Annotated in this window: 11 protein-coding genes; 8 read left to right on the top strand and 3 right to left on the bottom strand. The window is 40.7% G+C overall.

From position 1 onward, the window contains the following. The first annotated feature begins 102 nt into the window (after positions 1-102). The 8 genes from Phpb_RS13015 to cas6f all read left to right on the top strand — a co-directional run bounded on the left by Phpb_RS13015 (position 103) and on the right by cas6f (position 12,931). Entirely contained in the window at positions 103-1,272 is a 1,170-nt protein-coding gene (locus Phpb_RS13015) for an MFS transporter (protein WP_065390692.1), read from the top strand. Positions 1,273-1,449: 177 nt separating this feature from the next. Continuing rightward, positions 1,450-2,346, top strand: coding sequence for a phage tail protein (locus tag Phpb_RS13010; RefSeq protein ID WP_065390691.1), 897 nt, complete (start codon positions 1,450-1,452; stop codon positions 2,344-2,346). 973 nt (positions 2,347-3,319) lie between these two features. Continuing rightward, positions 3,320-3,751, top strand: a complete 432-nt coding sequence (locus Phpb_RS13005) for a hypothetical protein (RefSeq protein WP_065390690.1) — start codon at positions 3,320-3,322, stop codon at positions 3,749-3,751. A gap of 4,308 nt (positions 3,752-8,059) precedes the next feature. Further along, positions 8,060-8,320 (top strand): type II toxin-antitoxin system prevent-host-death family antitoxin, encoded by a 261-nt coding sequence (locus Phpb_RS13000; RefSeq protein WP_065390689.1) that lies wholly within the window; start codon positions 8,060-8,062, stop codon positions 8,318-8,320. A gap of 688 nt (positions 8,321-9,008) precedes the next feature. Beyond that, on the top strand, positions 9,009-10,367 hold the full coding sequence (gene csy1 / locus Phpb_RS12995) for a type I-F CRISPR-associated protein Csy1 (protein WP_065390688.1): 1,359 nt from the start codon (positions 9,009-9,011) through the stop codon (positions 10,365-10,367). Continuing rightward, the gene (csy2, locus tag Phpb_RS12990; RefSeq protein WP_065390687.1) at positions 10,364-11,332 is read left to right on the top strand and encodes a type I-F CRISPR-associated protein Csy2; all 969 of its coding nucleotides are present in this window, start codon (positions 10,364-10,366) and stop codon (positions 11,330-11,332) included. Before csy1 ends, csy2 begins: the two co-directional genes overlap by 4 nt. A gap of 24 nt (positions 11,333-11,356) precedes the next feature. Continuing rightward, the gene (csy3, locus tag Phpb_RS12985) at positions 11,357-12,367 is read left to right on the top strand and encodes a type I-F CRISPR-associated protein Csy3 (protein WP_065390686.1); all 1,011 of its coding nucleotides are present in this window, start codon (positions 11,357-11,359) and stop codon (positions 12,365-12,367) included. A gap of 9 nt (positions 12,368-12,376) precedes the next feature. Next, positions 12,377-12,931 (top strand): type I-F CRISPR-associated endoribonuclease Cas6/Csy4, encoded by a 555-nt coding sequence (cas6f, locus tag Phpb_RS12980; RefSeq protein WP_065390685.1) that lies wholly within the window; start codon positions 12,377-12,379, stop codon positions 12,929-12,931. A gap of 384 nt (positions 12,932-13,315) precedes the next feature. Here cas6f and iolB read toward each other — a convergent pair whose 3' ends face one another. The 3 genes from iolB to Phpb_RS12965 are packed head-to-tail and all read right to left on the bottom strand — an operon-like array spanning position 13,316 to position 17,026. Next, complete coding sequence (gene iolB, locus Phpb_RS12975; RefSeq protein WP_065390684.1) at positions 13,316-14,143, bottom strand: 5-deoxy-glucuronate isomerase; 828 nt, start codon at positions 14,141-14,143, stop codon at positions 13,316-13,318. Positions 14,144-14,190: 47 nt separating this feature from the next. Further along, positions 14,191-15,081, bottom strand: a complete 891-nt coding sequence (gene iolE, locus Phpb_RS12970) for a myo-inosose-2 dehydratase (RefSeq protein WP_065390683.1) — start codon at positions 15,079-15,081, stop codon at positions 14,191-14,193. 40 nt (positions 15,082-15,121) lie between these two features. Further along, positions 15,122-17,026 (bottom strand): bifunctional 5-dehydro-2-deoxygluconokinase/5-dehydro-2-deoxyphosphogluconate aldolase, encoded by a 1,905-nt coding sequence (locus Phpb_RS12965; protein ID WP_065390682.1) that lies wholly within the window; start codon positions 17,024-17,026, stop codon positions 15,122-15,124. Positions 17,027-17,031 lie beyond the last annotated feature (5 nt).

Below are 17,031 nucleotides of genomic sequence, written 5' to 3'. Positions count from 1 at the left end.
CCTATTTTGTAAATTTTTTGTCTTTTATATTGTAAAAGACTACGGCGTGCATGTGATACCTTGGGTGCCTCTTTATATAAGTTCTGGTGATAAGGATTGGCTATGCAACGCAAACTCACCCTCACGTTGGCAACAACGATGATGATGTTTCCTCAGGTGGTGGAAACGATATACAGTCCGGTGCTAACACATATTGCTGAGGGGTTTCGCGTCAGTGCTGAAATGGCAGCGCAAACTTTATCTTGTTACTTTTTTGCTTTTGCGCTCGGCGTGGTGGTGTGGGGGCGTTTGTGTGATGTGATTGGCCGCCGCCCGACGATCCTGTCCGGACTAGTGTTGTATATGGTGGCCTCTATCGTCGCTGTTTTTTGCGGCAGCTTTACCGTACTATTAGCGGCTCGCGTGTTGGCTGCCTTTGGGGCTGCGGTAGGTTCGGTTGGGACACAGACGGCGATCCGAGATCGGTTTGATGGTTACGAACTGGCTCGAGTGTTCTCGGTGATGGGGATCGCAATGGCGGTTAGCCCAGCGATAGGTGTGTTGACGGGCGCGTTGCTGACTTATTACTGGGGTTATCAGGGGGTATTCTCCGGGTTGGCTTTATTGGCGGCGGTGTTGTTGGCTTACGCTGCATGGCAACTACCAGAAACGCGCCCGCAAGAGGTTGTGAAAAGCTCTTTTTTTGGCACTCTGGGGCGTATGACTAAAGATGGTGACATCTGGCACAGTACGCTGTTGGTCGCTCTATTCAATATCTGTATGTTCAGTTATTACCAATTAGCGCCGTTCCGTTTTGAAATACTGGGTCTTCCTGCGCAATGGTTTGGCTATACCGGGCTGGTTTTGGCGGCAGGTGTGGGACTTGGAGCAGCCATTAACAAGTTTTTGATCGCCAAGCACTGGTTATTTATTGCGTTGCTGACGCTGGCATGTGTTTTGCTGCTTTCTGGCGGTATCTTGGTGTTCTTGCTGGAAGAAACGGCATGGTTTGTCTTGCCAATGATGCTGGTTGTGATGGCGTATGGTATTGCCATTCCCAATATTCTGGCGCGTGCTCTGCGGCACTATAAAGATTGCATGGGCACGGCGGGGGCGATCCTCGGTTTTATGTATTACCTGATGCTAGGGGGCGGCTTGGCTCTGGCAGGGTTGGTGCAACGTCTTGGTGTGGTACTGACAATCAGCAGCGTTTGTGCACTGGTGCTGGTAGGGAGTATCGTGCGTAGCGAACGGCAACTCGCCTTGCTAGAAGGTGAAAACGAACGCGCCTGAGTATTTAAACGTTGGCTGGTACTGTCATAAAGTTAATTAATCTTATAATGAATAAGAACAATACATTATTATTTTTCTAAACTAGACTTTAATTGGCATGAGTTGCAAGGGGATTGTTTTTACAATGATTTAAATATATTGATTATGAAATAATATTGTTTAATTTAAGGAAGGTATATGAACCAAAGAAATGATTTTAAAGCCTTTTCTATTAGTGATGATGCTAATGTAGTGAATCAAGAACAATATGAAGAAAGTCAGAGTTTACAGACGGGGTTTCCAACAGAGACTGTTTCTACTCATGTGTTAAATAAGGTATTACGCCAATCCTCAATAATATCATCTGTTGTGGCTAATTTTATTTCGGAACAATCTGGCGCTGAGGTTTTGGATAATGGGGACATAGCCAAACTTACTGCACAATTAAATCAAGCATTAGAACAAAAAATTGCAGCAGACATCCCCAATGCTTCATTAACACAAAAAGGTGCTGTTCAGCTTACAAATGTGATTGGCGATAGTGACACATTGGTAGTTACGCAAAAGCTTGCTCAGGAGATAGTAAATTCATTACGTGAATATACAGATAATCGGATTAAAACAGCCAATGAAGTTCCTGTTGGTTCTCCTATTCCCTGGCCATTGCCGAATCCACCTGTTGGTTATTTCACTTGTAACGGTTCAGCCTTCGATAAATTGCAGTACCCAAAGTTAGCAGAAGCTTATCCTGACGGTAAATTGCCTGATTTAAGAGGTGAGTTTATTCGAGGTTGGGATGATAAACGAGGTGTTGATAGTGGCCGTAGAATTTTAACTTCTCAGGGGGATGCCATCAGAAATATTGAGGGTTCATTCGCTGGCATGATAGCGCCAAACTATCATTTGGCAACGAGAGGGGCTATTTATGCTAGCCAAGTTCTTGGAATAGCCACAGATGGCAGTTTCAAATCAGTAAATGTTTCTGATACGGATACTCCATATGGCTTTGGATTCCTGGCGTCAAGGGTTGTTCCTGTAGCCTCAGAGAATCGCCCTCGTAATATCGCATTTAACTACATTGTAAAGGCAGCATAATAATAGGGCCATTTGGCCCTTATTACTTACAGCGATAGCAGCTTATTTTCCCATTGTTCAATAATTTCTCTTTTTTCTTTCAGATAGTCGTAATTTCATGATGATATTTTTTTATGTGTGTAGATATGTATGGTTTTATTTTTATGATTATATTGGAGTGAAATGGCAAGGTATGGGTGTGAAATTCACTATTATTTTAAATTTCAAATTCTTGGATGGAGGTTATATAATCTTTTTTCTATTTTCACTTATCGTTGCAGTTATTTGGTAATGTATATTACGAACAATTTCACCTGTAAAATTTAATTTAATATGTGTTCTGAATGGTTAAATGTTTAAGCTTATTAGTGATGTGAAAGGAGTTTGTTGAATATAATTGGGTGTGGAATATATTCATGAACCACCTAATATAATATTTGGCGGCTTAATTAATTGACTCTTAATTGATATATTTAATATTGTGATGTGTGAATTGTATACAAAAGTGGTTATTTCTGAGTTGCTTAATAATGAATAATTAGTGATTGATAACTGTTTGTTTTATTAATAATTATGTGCGATAAATATAAAATAATCTTTTTATAATTAATTTTTAATTGGAATGCATGTTGTTTTTTAGAATTTAGAAAATAGGGTTTTATAAGTTTTCATTTTTAATGAAAAAGGATTAATTTGATTTTTACATGAAAAATTAATTTATTTAAATGGTTTTTATTTGAAATAATATGGTTAATTTAAAATTATATTTTTAAAATATTATGATTTAATAAAGTTTTTGGCTGATGGATAAATTTAGTTATAAGTGAATTGAATAATTGACTGTAAAGAACATGGAATGGAAAAACACTTAATGAATTATTTAAAGGAATATGAAATTATTTATTCATAGAGTAATAATATTGCATTTGTTAGTTAAATCAGGAGTAATTGAATTCTATTTTCATACAGTAACTATACCGAAGGGGATTGAAATATGATGTATTCAGTTAAAGGTGTTCAATATCAAACGTTGGTAAATATTCCTAAAAATATTGGATTAGGATATTCAAGGTGGAGTGACGGTAAAGTTCACCTTGTTGATGGTGATTTCCTATTTTATGGTTCTATTGATATTAAAGGTGAGAATGGGCCTATTAATAAAGAAACGGAAGTTGATGCTAACTGGACGGTAAAGTTTAATGAAATGCCTTGTGATATTCAGGGTAATATTTTGCTCAAATCTCACTGGCTTAGTCCTGCGAGCAACGATAGCTGGCTTATAAAAGATAAAATGCGGCTTATGATTCTTTGCTCAAAAGAACCAACTCATCGATTGATTCTTGAGACCGGTGAAATCATTGATAATAAAGTTGACAACGATTATCTTCGTAACATGATATTTTCTTACACCATACTACGGCGCTAATAGTAAACAATGTGTTTAACTTAAAAAATGCTCTGATATTTTCAGGGCATTTTCTTAATTATTGATATAATGGTGGTATATTCTGTAGGTGAGTCATTATAGGGTTATTGGCTAATAAGATAGATGAGTGAAAATAAAATAACTCATGAGTAGAGGGGGATGACTGAAATTATGGTGATAAATAATTACTTTTTACCTGTAATATTTATATTTAATCTCATAATTAGAGTGATATAGATTATATCTTTAATCAAGCTAATTATGTTGCTGAAAATATGAATTGGAGACTTGATAAATTGGATAACACTGAACTTTTCAATATCTAAGCGCATGGTGAAATTAATGCAACTGTCGAAGTATTGGATGATGTCACTATTGAAAAAGGCTACGAGATTTAGAGGTGCTGATTTTTGTTGATGACCGAGTTTCAGTGCATGACTCCATCATCTTTGAACATTTTACAGACAACAATTCTCACTTACTGCACAGATCTTAGGACAGACGACTAAAGTATGTGATGGTACTTTTGCTGCTACCTTATTTTTACCCTTTCTTGAAGGGAGTTGTAATCGATTGATTTTATAGATAAATTAATTATCCCCTATAAAAAGGGTTTTTCACTTTTTAATGGTTATGCTCTTTAAAAATCAGCATGTTAAAGTTAATATGTAACAAATGCACTGCCGTACAGGCAGCTTAGAAAATTCACTAATACTCGACAATATTGCAGGTAATGTGCACTGCCGTACAGGCAGCTTAGAAGCGGCAATGGCTGGAGAAGATGAACAGGAATTTCGCCAACGCTGTATTAGTGGATTTCAAAAAGCTGAGGCATTGGACACTATGATTGATGCCCTGCATGCAAACAATTGCTCAGCAACTGAGTCAGGCGGCACGATGAATATTCTTTTAGTCTCTCAATGTAATAAACGCGCGCTAACAGAAACCCGCCGAATTTTGGATCAATTTGCTGAACGTAAAGGTGATAGAACTTGGCAAACGGCTATCACACAGGAAGGTTTAAATACTTTGCGTAAGCTATTGCGTAAAACGGCACGTCGTAATACGGCGGTTGCTTGCCATTGGATAAAAAGTGGCGGCCAAACTGAGCTGTTATGGATAGTTGGGAATTTGCGACGCTTTAACTCACAAGGAGTTGTACCTACAAATACAACGCAACGTGATGTGCTGAAAAGTCAGGATGAAAATCATTGGTATAGTGTAGAAGCTATCAGCTTATTGGCAGCGATTGCCGGGTTATTTCATGATTTTGGTAAAGCTAATGTGTTGTTCCAGCAAGGCTTACAAGGAGATGGGCGGTTCCAACCGTATCGACATGAATGGGTATCTCTGCGGTTATTTCGGGCATTTGTTGATAAGCAAAATGATAAGGAGTGGCTGACTTCGCTGAGTCAGATTGAACTTGGTGATGAAGATAAGATTCTTTCCCGCTTGATTAAGGATGGTATCGACGAAAAATATGCTAACCCTTTTGTTAACTTACCGCCATTGGCAACCACGGTAGCTTGGCTAATCCTCTCTCATCATCGCCTGCCTGTTTATCCTTCTTATCACAGTAATTATTCAAACGAACCGCAACTGGAATACATTGAAAATTGGTTGACTAAGCAGTTAGAACCATCATGGAACTCCGTCAACATGGATAAGAAGGAGTGGAGTAATCAGGATAAGCGTGATGTCTGGACATTCCCAAATGGTACACCTATCCGCAGTCAAACTTGGCGTCAGAAAGCCCAAAAATTTGCGCGAAGAGCGCTGCAATCAACGTCATTATTGCAGTATGGCGATTTGAACCAGCGTTTCACCAGTCATATGTCTCGACTGGTTTTAATGCTGGCCGATCATCATTATTCATCGCTGCCTGCAACTTTGGGTTGGCAGGATGTTAATTATGGTGTGTTTGCCAATACCGATAGAACTACCGGTAAGTGCAAACAGCGATTAGATGAACACAATATTGGTGTTGGGCAGAATGCTTTATTACTAGGAAGAAGCTTGCCGCATATTCGTAAAACGCTGCCTGCGATTACTCGGCATAAAGGATTTAAACAACGCAGCAAAGATGAAAAATACCGTTGGCAGGATCAGGCGTTCGATGTTGCATGTGCTTTACGTGAACGTTCAGTAGAACAGGGTTTTTTTGGCATTAATATGGCTTCTACTGGTTGTGGTAAAACTTTTGCTAATGCACGCATCATGTATGGATTAGCTGATGAAAAACAAGGATGCCGTTTTTCTATCGCTTTGGGGTTAAGAACGTTAACGTTACAAACCGGTGATGCATTACGTAAAAGATTACATCTGGAGGAAGATGATTTAGCGGTACTGATTGGCTCGCAGGCAGTGAAAGAGTTGCATCAACTTCAACTTCGTCAAAAGGAGCTTGAACCTGATGTGGGTAGTATATCCGCGGAGGAGTTATTTTCTGAACACCAGTATGTCAGTTATGACGGTAGCTTAGATGGTGGTTACTTGGGGAAATGGTTATGCAAAGATAAGTTGAACGAAAAAAATGATAAACTTAACGAACTACTTAGCGCACCTGTGCTGGTGACAACCATCGACCATTTAATTCCAGCCACTGAGGGTATTCGTGGTGGAAAGCAAATTGCACCCATGCTGAGGTTATTTACTTCTGATTTGGTGTTAGATGAGCCGGATGATTTTGATATTAACGACTTGCCTGCTTTATGTAGGTTAGTGAACTGGGCAGGGTTATTAGGTTCGCGGGTATTGTTTTCATCGGCCACATTACCTCCTGCGTTGATTCAGACATTGTTCAATGCTTATCGGGCTGGACGCCAAGATTATCAATTAGCATGTGGTCAACCAGGTGCTCCGGTGAATATCTGTTGTGCTTGGTTTGATGAATATGAAACAACTCAACAGGATGTGGTCGATGCATATCAGTTTCAGGAACAGCATAATATTTTCGTTAATAAGCGTATTGGCAGGCTTAAAGAAACGGTGCCATTGCGTAAAGCTGAACTTGTACCGATTATTTCTGAAACTCGTGAAGTTAATGGTATTATTAATATTATCGCCGAAGTGATGCATCACTCTATATTGAAATTGCGTGAGGAGCATCATCAAACTCATTCGTCGGGTAAAACCGTCTCTATTGGTTTAATCCGTATGGCAAATATTGATCCACTGGTTGCTGTTGCACAGCGGTTATTACAGATACCATCCCCTAAAAATGTACGTATCCATTATTGTGTCTATCACAGCCAGCATCCTTTGGCGATACGTTCTCATATTGAACATCGGCTGGATTCCACATTAACACGATACGATGAAGAATCGTTGTGGCAGGTGGCGGAAATCCGTAAGGCGTTAGAGGAGATGCCGGAAAAGCATCATATTTTCGTAGTGGTGGCAACGTCTGTTGCAGAGGTTGGTAGGGATCACGATTATGATTGGAGCATTGCTGAACCGAGTTCAATGCGCTCGCTGATACAACTTGCCGGACGTATTCAACGCCATCGGCAAAAAGAGCCAAAGATACCTAATCTGCATATTCTGATGAAAAACTATAAAGCACTTAAAGCGACTGATTTAGAACATCCAGTTTATTGTCGGCCAGGATTTGAGTCGAAAGATTACCTCCTTGCCAGTCATGATTTACATGAATTGCTGGAGCCTGATCAATATGAACTAATTAGTGCATTACCTAGGATTAGGGAACGAGATGACGCAGGGGAACGTTCACCTTTTCAGAACTTAGTTGATCTTGAACATCAACGTTTGTGGGATGAACTTCAAGGTGATTCTGATAATGAACATGGTTATTGCTCAGCACTTTGGTGGCGTAAACAAGCTTCATGGTGTTCGGAACTTCAACTCTATAAGCCATTTCGTAAGCCTGAAATTGGTTATAAATCCGATCGATTGTATTATCTGTGGCTTGAAGAAGAGGGTGAAAAGGCGAAATTTATGGCTCCAGACAGTGGTCCTGCTGGGATAAAAGACGATGGTAAGTTTAAGGATGTACAGGAGCTATTGTTTGCGTCGGGTGTAAATATTTGGATTGAACTTGATACTGAGACAATTTACCAGAATCTGGCTGGTATCCATGAGATGGAACTAAAAGATATCAGCCAGCGTTTTGGTGAGATTTGCCTCAGGGAAAAAGATGGTGGAGAAGAATGGTGCTACCACCCATTTTTAGGGGTGTTTAGAGAAGTTAGTTGAATAATATGCGGTGTTTTTAGGTAATGATCGTGGTGATTGTCGTTCGATTCGACCAAACTAAGCGAATCGAACGATATTTGCGAGACTACAAATATGTATGCACTTTTTGCCAATGAAGCTAAAACTCACTTTGGTGATGTGTTGTTAAGAGCGCAGCGTGCTTTAATCCAGATTAATAAGAACGGCAAGCCAGTGGCTGTTGTTCTATCAATAGATGAACATGAAAACATTGAAGCGCTTAAGATTCAGTTTTTGAAATCCAGAGCAATTCAAGCCGAAGCTGATATTGAAGCAGGCAACCTAGTTGATGGTGAATCGTTTTTTGATGAACTAGAGACAGGCAAGTACGACTAATGTTGCTCTTCTATTGTTTAACACCGTATGCCCAAAGAGATCTGTCCGAAATCCGTCGATTCGAGAGAGAAGTGATTTAATGTGGCTGATTGTTTTGAATTGAGGCTAGAGATGGAAAACATTAAATGTATTTGGCTGTTATCACGTATGGTAGTCGAAGAATTTTATGCTCGTTTGAGCTTAATGCCTATGGATAACGCCCAGTGTTTTGTATTAAGCCTATTTATAACGAGCAGTACTATGAAAATTCTATATAAAATTGCGAGTTACCCCTCAAAAGTACTTAAAAGAGGGAGACTTTTTTAAAATAAATTGAACGTTTAAAGAGATAAACTATCCAATGAATATGTCATTGATGATGAGATGTTATGAGCATATTGATTCATCTTGAATTGGAGAAGAAATAATTTTTATTGCTAACCAACACCATGACTTGATTTATATCCTATTTCTCATTACCACAGCGATAATTTTAGGTGAGAATATGGTGATTTTTAGGTATTTTGTTGTGAAATATATAGAGGGAAAATCTTGGTAAAGGGAATGAGCAGAATAAATTAAAATACCTTGGTTAAGGTGATGAGCTCAAAGCTGAAGTATTTATTCGTTGATGATGTACAAAATCATGTTTTCGCGCTAAATTTAGCAGACAACCAGATAATCATTTTGATAAGGTAGGTAAGAGCCTATGAATGAAAATGGATTGAGTCGATTTATTGTCGATTATATTGAAAGCCGTAAACAATCAAAGCTGGAGGCTTTTGATAAAGAGGCTGAAAAAAAATTGGCAAAACTAACCTCTATGGAGGATATTACGCTAGCTAAACAAGAATTAGCTGAAAAACGCAAGGAATGGGAAGAGCACTATGAAGTTAGAAATTGGTTGGATGATGCGGTTAATCGAGTGGATCAAATCCGCTTAGTGACACATGTGCTGAAATTTACTCATACTGATGCAAGAGGTAGCAGTATTTTTGCGGTACAATCAAAAGCAAATGTAAAAAAAGATATTAAATATCTTTCCACGGCAGCTTTAGATAAACCTGCCATAGATGCGGCAGGAAATGCGGCTGCTCTTGATATTGCGAAATTATTATTAACGGAATATCGGGAAGGTGATTCATTGCTGGCAAATATAAATCGGGCAGACTATTCAGCACTAGCTGCACTGGCGAAAAATCAGCAGCAGCTTGAATTATGGATCAATGGGTTTAGTCAAATTTTATCAGATAAACGACTTTCTTCACATAGACTAGCGAAACAGCTTTATTTTCCTGTTGGCTATAATAAATATCACTTATTAGGCCCACTATTTTCTTCATCTCTGGCACATACCATGCACCAGCGTATTACTGGAGCACGCTTTGGTGAATTATCTAAAGAAATTAGCAAAGCGAAAAAAGAAGAATCTTGGCGTCCTGAAATTATCGCGATTTATCCTAATACAGCTGTGCAGTATTTTGGTAGCACTAAGCCACAAATTACCTCTTATCTTAACAATATGCGGGGTGGACGAGTCTATCTTTTACCATGTTCAGCTCCTGAATGGAAAAATATGACTAAACCACCTATGAAACATAGGTCTATTTTTGATCTGGGTTGTGAGTTTGTATCATTAGTCCGTAGCACTATTTGGCAGATGCAACGGTATTTGTTAAGTGTACAAAAATATGAAAACACATTAGAGATCCAACAATGTCGTCAGGAATATGTTGATGAAATTATTGATATTTTATTTAACTATGTCGTTGTCATACAAAATTTGATTGAGATGAAAGGTTGGAGTGCTAATGAAAGTTGTGAGTTAAAACGAGCTCAACAACTTTGGCTTGATCCTTATCGTTGTCAGCAAGATGAAACGTTTAAATTTGAACGCGAAGGTGGTGACTGGAAAAAAGAGATAGCCGTAGATTTTAGTTACTGGCTGAATCAGAGTTTAAGGCATGAGCGGTTAGAAATGGGATTATCTGAACGTCGTGAGTGGGCTTCTGTGTTTAAAGAGCGGCTACGTGAATTTGAGGATGAATTGCCAGAGGTACCGTTATGAGCCATTTAATTATTTTACATCATATTCGAGTAGAGAATGCTAATGCTATTACTGGTTTAACCTATGGTTTTCCGGCAATCACTCACTTTCTTGGGTTTACTCATGCTATCTCACGTAAGCTACAAGAAAGCTATAATCTAAGACTAGAAAATTGTGGTGTAATTTGTCATAACCACCAACTTCATGCATATCAGTCCGATCCAATTAAAGATAAAGTTTTTGCATTAACTCGCAATCCTCTAACCAAAGAAGCAAAAACGGAGACGATTAATGAAGAAGGTCGTATGCATATGACAGTTTCTTTATTAATAGAATGTTCTGGTGAAATTGCTGGCGATGCAGGGGCTGACGAATTGGAACAATATTTACTAGAAATATGTCCAACTCAAAGACTAGCGGGTGGTACAATCACTGAAATTACTAAAGTCAATGTTATTGCTTTTCCTCAGGAAAAACTGGCAACCCGTAAGTTAATGCGGCGTTTATTACCGGGTTTTGCCTTGCTAGATCGCTCTGAATTGTTAGCTAAACACTACGAAGAATTAAAACAGGATAATCCTCAAGCAGAGATGATTGACGCCTGGCTTGATTTTTCTACTATTAAAATGCGGGCAATTCCTACTCAGGATGATAAGCAACCTGAAATTGGTGATCCTGCATATTGGGAATATATCCCCAAACCTGCTTCGGGATATTTAGTCCCCTTGATGACGGGTTATCAAGCGATATCACCACTATATCCCGCCGGGAAAGTAGATAAAACCCGTGATCCTAATACTCCATTTTGTTTTGTTGAAGCAATTTACGGAGTAGGTGAATGGAAAAGTCCGCACCGTATTGATGATATTCGCCAGTTACTCTGGTGTTATGACTATCAAGAGGGAGAAGGTGTCTACAGGTGTTGTAATCAACAGACTGTTGCCCGTCAATCCAAACCTAATAAGAAAGTAAGAATAATCGACTGATTAATTTAAAGAAGGATATCTACAATGTCTAAATCAACTATTAAAACGGCTTCTGTACTGGCGTTTGAACGTAAACTTTCTAACTCAGATGCTTTAATGTTTGCTGGAAACTGGAAACAAATCGACGGTGAATGGAAACCTATTGCTATTCAGGAAAAAGCTGTCAGAGGGACGATTTCTAACCGCTTGAAAAACGCATTAACTAGTGATCCTGCTAAGTTGGATGCCGAGATTCAAAAAGCAAACCTGCAACGTGTCGATGTTGCCGCATTGCCTTTTGATTCTGATACTCTGAAAGTGAGCTTTACATTACGGGTGTTAGGCAATCTTTCAACACCATCAGTATGTAATGATCAGGATTATCAAGCTGAACTGGCAAACGTGATTAACGGCTATATCGCTGAACATGGTTTCAAAACGCTTGCAGCGCGTTATGCAGAGAACTTGGCTAATGGACGGTTTTTGTGGCGTAACCGAGTTGGAGCAGAAGAAATTAAGGTTCGCGTAAGCGGTAGGAGTGAAAAATGGTGGGAGTTTGATTGCGAAAATTTCAGCCTACGTGAATTTGGTAAGGTAGAAGGTGATTTAGCTGAACTTGCTGTCGAAATTGAAGAAGGATTGGCAGGCGATAGATCAACATTCTTCAATGTTGAGGCATTTGTTCGTTTAGGTCATGGGCAGGAAATTTTCCCTTCTCAAGAATTGGTTCTCGATAGCAACAGTAAAAAAAGCAAAGTGTTGTATCAGGTAAATGAAATTGCTGCATTACATTCTCAGAAAGTGGGTAATGCGCTCCGCACTATTGACACGTGGTACCCAGACGCTACGGAATTAGGTCTTGGCCCAATAGCCGTTGAACCCTATGGTTCTGTCACCAGTCGTGGTAAGGCTTATCGTCAACCTAAAGTAAAAATGGATTTTTATACTTTGTTAGATAACTGGGTTGTTAAAGGAAAAACGCCAGAAGTAGAGCAACAACACTATGTTATGGCGACGCTAATTCGTGGCGGTGTTTTTGGTGAAAAAGGTGAATAAGGGGATCAGATGGATTATTACTTTGAAATCCGTGTTCTTCCCGATCCTGAATTTAGCCAGCAAAGACTGTTGGAAGCGTTATTTGCTAAACTGCATCGGGCTTTGGGGCAAGTAGGTAACGGACGTATTGGGGTCAGTTTTCCGTGTGCGAGAAAAACACTGGGGGATACGCTGAGAATTCATGGTTCAAGCGAAGCATTGAATGACTTGCAGTCTTTATCTTGGTTAAAAGGACTCAGGGATTATACTGAGGTGATTGATATCCAGCCAATCCCTCAAGAAACTAAATACCGTTGTGTCAGCCGAGTGCAGGTAAAAAGCAATGTTGATAGGATTCGCCGTCGTTCGATTAAAAAAGGATGGTTAACGGAGGAACAAGCCTTACAACGCATTTCTATCAGCAAAGAACAACGTACTCATTTACCGTTTCTGTACCTTAAGAGCTTGTCATCAGGACAAAGTTTTCCGTTATTTGTCGAACAAGGGACAATACAAAATAAACCGACGTCAGGAGTTTTTAGCTCGTATGGATTAAGTTCATCAGCTACCATCCCTTGGTTTTGACCCTTTTTTAGCGGCTAATTATAACTTATTGATTTATTTAAGGGATTAGCCGCTGCTAATAAAAAGGGTTTTTCTGCTTTTTATCATTATGTTCTTTAATAATCAGTAAATTAAAGTTAGTATCTAACAGTTCACTGCCGCACAGGCAGCTTAGAAATTTTGTGAACAATCATAATATTACATTTTGTAGTTCACTGCCGCACAGGCAGCTTAGAAATGGCACAGCAGAGGTAAGCCAGCTCCATTGCCGTTCACTGCCGCACAGGCAGCTTAGAAAAGATGAAACTCTATTGTCTATTGCTATGGAAAGTTCACTGCCGTACAGGCAGCAGCGCACTCGATTGAGTGCGCTAAAAAAGCAATCTTTTTTCTTCTCGATATGCATCAATTGTTGTGCTTTTGTGCATATTCTTCACTATTAACCCATTGATGGTCTTTTTCCCAGGTAAATAACCACTTACGGGTTGGTCCGGCCATTACGTTGAGATAATAGTTGTCGTAACCGGCAATGGTTGCCACTGGGTGGTAGCCTTTGGGCACCATGACCACATCTTTGTTGTAAACAGCCATTGATTCATTTAGTTCACGGTCATCGGTATAGACGCGTTGCATGCAGAATCCTTGAGATGGGTTCAGGCGATGGTAATAGGTTTCTTCCAAATAGGTTTCCTGTGGCGCATTGTCAGTATCGTGTTTATGGCTAGGGTAGGAACTGGTACAACCTTCGTCGGTAAAGACTTCAACCACCAATAAGCTATCAGCAGGTTTGTTATCCGGTAGGATGTTGTGAACATAGCGTCGGTTGTAACCATTGCCACGTTGTTCTGCATCAATATCCTGTGGCGTAATCAGTCGAGTTGGGGAGCTTCCTTTACCCGGTGCTTGGCATACCGCGAGTTCAAGAGCGGTATCGGCAATAATTTCAACAGATTCCCCCGCAGTGATGTAAACGGCATAAGGTTTTTTGCGTTCAAATGGCTGCATGCGATCGCCAATATGCTCAAACCGTTGATGTGGCGTAGTCACTGTGGCTTTGCCAGCCACTAAAACTAGACAGGTTTCATTTTCTGATGCGGGTAAGGTGATTTTTTCACCCGAAGCCAACTCATAAACATCGAAGTGGACATACTTCCAGTTTGCTGATTCCGGCGTGATATGTTGAGTTCGTTTGTTTTGATCCGGTGCATGATATTTTGATAATAATTTTGACATATTATCTACCCTCAGTACTATTTTTGCATGAATCAGGTTGTGATTAATTAAAACAATCCGGCATCTCTGGCAAATTTGCGTAAATTGTTATAACCCATCGTTGCGTAGGTGAATGGGTGAGCAATAGCGGGATCTTGTTCTGCTTCAACCACCAGCCAGCCTTGATAATTCTGTTTTTTCAACACTTGGAAAATTGCCGGATAATCAACGCAACCATCTCCCGGTACTGTGAATACACCGCTCAGCACCGCATCAAGGAAGCTGGTTTTACGGTTTTTCACATCGTTAAGTACATCAGGGCGGATGTCTTTACAGTGAACATGATTAATGCGTTTTGCCCAGCGTTCTGCGATAGCTAGTGGATCAGCGCCAGCAAAGGTTAAATGACCGGTATCCAGCAACAATCCAACTTCATCTCCGGTATTTTCCATTAGATGATCAACATCTTTCTCAGTTTCGATGACAGTTCCCATATGGTGGTGATAAGCAATCTGAACACCTTGTTTTTGGGTGTAACGGGCAAATTCAGTCAATTTTTCACCATATTCTTGCCAGCGGTTAGTTGGAAATTGAGGGCGAAGATGGACTGGCTTGTTTTGATCGCCATGAATGCAGTTTGTCACTTCCGCAAATACCATGACATTAGCCCCCAATTCACGTAGCAGAGTCAGGTGAGATTGTACCGCCTTAATCTCTTCCGCTACTGAACGGGTGAGTAATTCGCCAGAGTACCAGCCAGATACCAGCATGAGATCGTGGGCGGCAAGAATGGGACCCAATACGTTGGCCTGACGAGGGAATTTATTGCCCAATTCAAAACCGGTAAAACCTGCCTGTCGGCCTTCTGTTAAGCAGGTTTCTAGTGGTGTGTCTGCGCCGAGAGTGGGTAAGTCATCATTAGTCCAGGTCAGAGGGTTGATACCAAGTTGAACAGCCATGATGGTGCTCCTAGTTGAATAAAATAATTTTATTATGTTGCTATCCGCGCTGACGCCATAGGCTAATCAGGTTGTGATAGTTGGTTTTTATTTTCTGGATCAAACGGTTATCATCAATCTCATTTTTTAGCCATTTTAGGGATGGTTGACCAAACAAAGTCCTTCCGACAGTAAAACCTTTGACGATAGATTTGCCGGCTGCGGCATTAAAGCCTATTTCCAGCTCTTCTTGTGAAGCGTCAAGACCAAGAATAACGACGCCACGGCAATAGGGGTCTCGTTGCTGGATGAGATAGTTAATGTTGTCCCAACTTTCGGAACTGAGAGGCGGGAGTTTCCACCAATCCGGTTTGACGCCAAGGTTATAAAAGCGTCTAAGAGCGCGAATATAGAACTCATCTGAATGTTTCATTTCCGCAGGTAGAATCACTTCCAGTAAAAGTTCGTGACCAGATTTACAACATGCGGCATAAATTTCCCGAACTTTTTTCTCTTGTTCCAGGCGGAGTGGGTGAGCATCTTCTGGATGGAAAAACACCAGACATTTGACGATGTGTTCCAGCGGCCAGTCAATCAGTTGGGAACCGATGTTGCCATGTTCCAGACAAAGCGGGCGAGAGCCGGGTAGCTCAATCGGGCGGCCTATCCACCAACCTTGACCGGTAATTTCGTTTAAAACATCCTGACCGAAAGTGCTGTCACATAACAGGCCTATTTTTCCTTGTAACCCTGCTTCAGTGGCGACTTCCCGGCTGGCGCGCAATAGAAGTTGTTTTAATGATGAAATACGCTTGATACTGGTATTTGCTTGACGGGCTAATTCAATAAATTGAATACGATGATCAAATGCCATTACGCACAGTTCGTCCCATTGTTTTTTACGGGCGCTGATTCGGTGGAGGTGGTTAAGTGTTTCATCCAAATCGGGGCGTAGTATTTGATTGGCGCGCGATAGATAGTTATCAAGCTCTGTTTTATCCGGCATTGCCGGTGCGCACCCATGACGAGAAACGACTAATGCGCCACAAGCATTAGCGTAGGTACAAGCTTTTTCCCAACCTTCGTTATTAAGATAGCCGCGTAATAAGCCGGACATAAAAGCATCCCCTGCACCGACTACATTAAGCACATCGACACGAACGCCTTGTATGGTAATGCCATCATTCAAATCATTAGGGATTTCAGCGGTAAAAACAGAGCATCCCAGTGGTCCCCGTTTACAAACCAATGCGGCAGACGTGAGTTTACGAATGTTGCGTAGTGCTTCGATAGTCTCTGTGGAACCACCGGCAATATGGAATTCTTCTTCTGTGCCAACAATGAGATCAAATAGCGGTAATACTTCCTGTAACTGAGCTGTTACCTGTTCCGATGCGATATAACGTGCTTCACCATCTCCCAGAGAGGTCAATCCCCAAAGTACCGGGCGATAATCAATATCCATGACGGTTTTCACGCGATTACGGCGGGCGTAGTTAAGGGCCGTCAGTACCGCGTCTCGAGTGTTAGGATGAGAAAGGTGTGTTCCGGTGATTGCCAGACAACGGGCTGATGCAATGTATTCTTCACTGAAATCATCACGGGTAATTGCCATATCAGCGCAGTTATCACGATAGAAGATCAAGGGAAAGGTGGTTTTATCTTTGATTCCTAGCAGCACCAGTGCCGTAAGGCGTTCTTTATCGATAGTTAGATGGCTGGTATCACAGCCAACACTTTGCAGCTCTTCCCTAAGGAAGCGTCCCATATGCTCATCACCGACTCTGGCTAGCATGGAGGATTTAAGCCCCTGGCGAGCGGCGCCATAGGCGACATTACCGGAAGAACCGCCAAGGTATTTTGCAAAACTTCCCATGTCTTCCAGACGAGCTCCGATTTGTTGGCCGTAAAGGTCAACGGCGATTCGTCCCATGCAGATAACATCAAATTTTCTTTGCTGCTCCATTGAAC

Source organism: Photorhabdus namnaonensis, from assembly GCF_001684335.1.
In the GTDB taxonomy this organism is placed as follows: Bacteria; Pseudomonadota; Gammaproteobacteria; order Enterobacterales; family Enterobacteriaceae; genus Photorhabdus; species Photorhabdus namnaonensis.
The sequence above is the reverse complement of the archived record's forward strand: the minus strand, read 5'-3'. Positions and strand labels throughout refer to the sequence as shown.

What these genes read in the sequence shown, in the direction of transcription:
- Phpb_RS13015 (WP_065390692.1), top strand. Translation starts at nt 103, where the DNA reads ATGCAACGCAAACTCACCCTCACGTTGGCAACAACGATGATGATGTTT.
- Phpb_RS13010 (WP_065390691.1), top strand. Translation starts at nt 1,450, where the DNA reads ATGAACCAAAGAAATGATTTTAAAGCCTTTTCTATTAGTGATGATGCT.
- Phpb_RS13005 (WP_065390690.1), top strand. Translation starts at nt 3,320, where the DNA reads ATGATGTATTCAGTTAAAGGTGTTCAATATCAAACGTTGGTAAATATT.
- Phpb_RS13000 (WP_065390689.1), top strand. Translation starts at nt 8,060, where the DNA reads ATGTATGCACTTTTTGCCAATGAAGCTAAAACTCACTTTGGTGATGTG.
- csy1 (WP_065390688.1), top strand. Translation starts at nt 9,009, where the DNA reads ATGAATGAAAATGGATTGAGTCGATTTATTGTCGATTATATTGAAAGC.
- csy2 (WP_065390687.1), top strand. Translation starts at nt 10,364, where the DNA reads ATGAGCCATTTAATTATTTTACATCATATTCGAGTAGAGAATGCTAAT.
- csy3 (WP_065390686.1), top strand. Translation starts at nt 11,357, where the DNA reads ATGTCTAAATCAACTATTAAAACGGCTTCTGTACTGGCGTTTGAACGT.
- cas6f (WP_065390685.1), top strand. Translation starts at nt 12,377, where the DNA reads ATGGATTATTACTTTGAAATCCGTGTTCTTCCCGATCCTGAATTTAGC.
- iolB (WP_065390684.1), bottom strand. Translation starts at nt 14,143, where the DNA reads ATGTCAAAATTATTATCAAAATATCATGCACCGGATCAAAACAAACGA.
- iolE (WP_065390683.1), bottom strand. Translation starts at nt 15,081, where the DNA reads ATGGCTGTTCAACTTGGTATCAACCCTCTGACCTGGACTAATGATGAC.
- Phpb_RS12965 (WP_065390682.1), bottom strand. Translation starts at nt 17,026, where the DNA reads ATGGAGCAGCAAAGAAAATTTGATGTTATCTGCATGGGACGAATCGCC.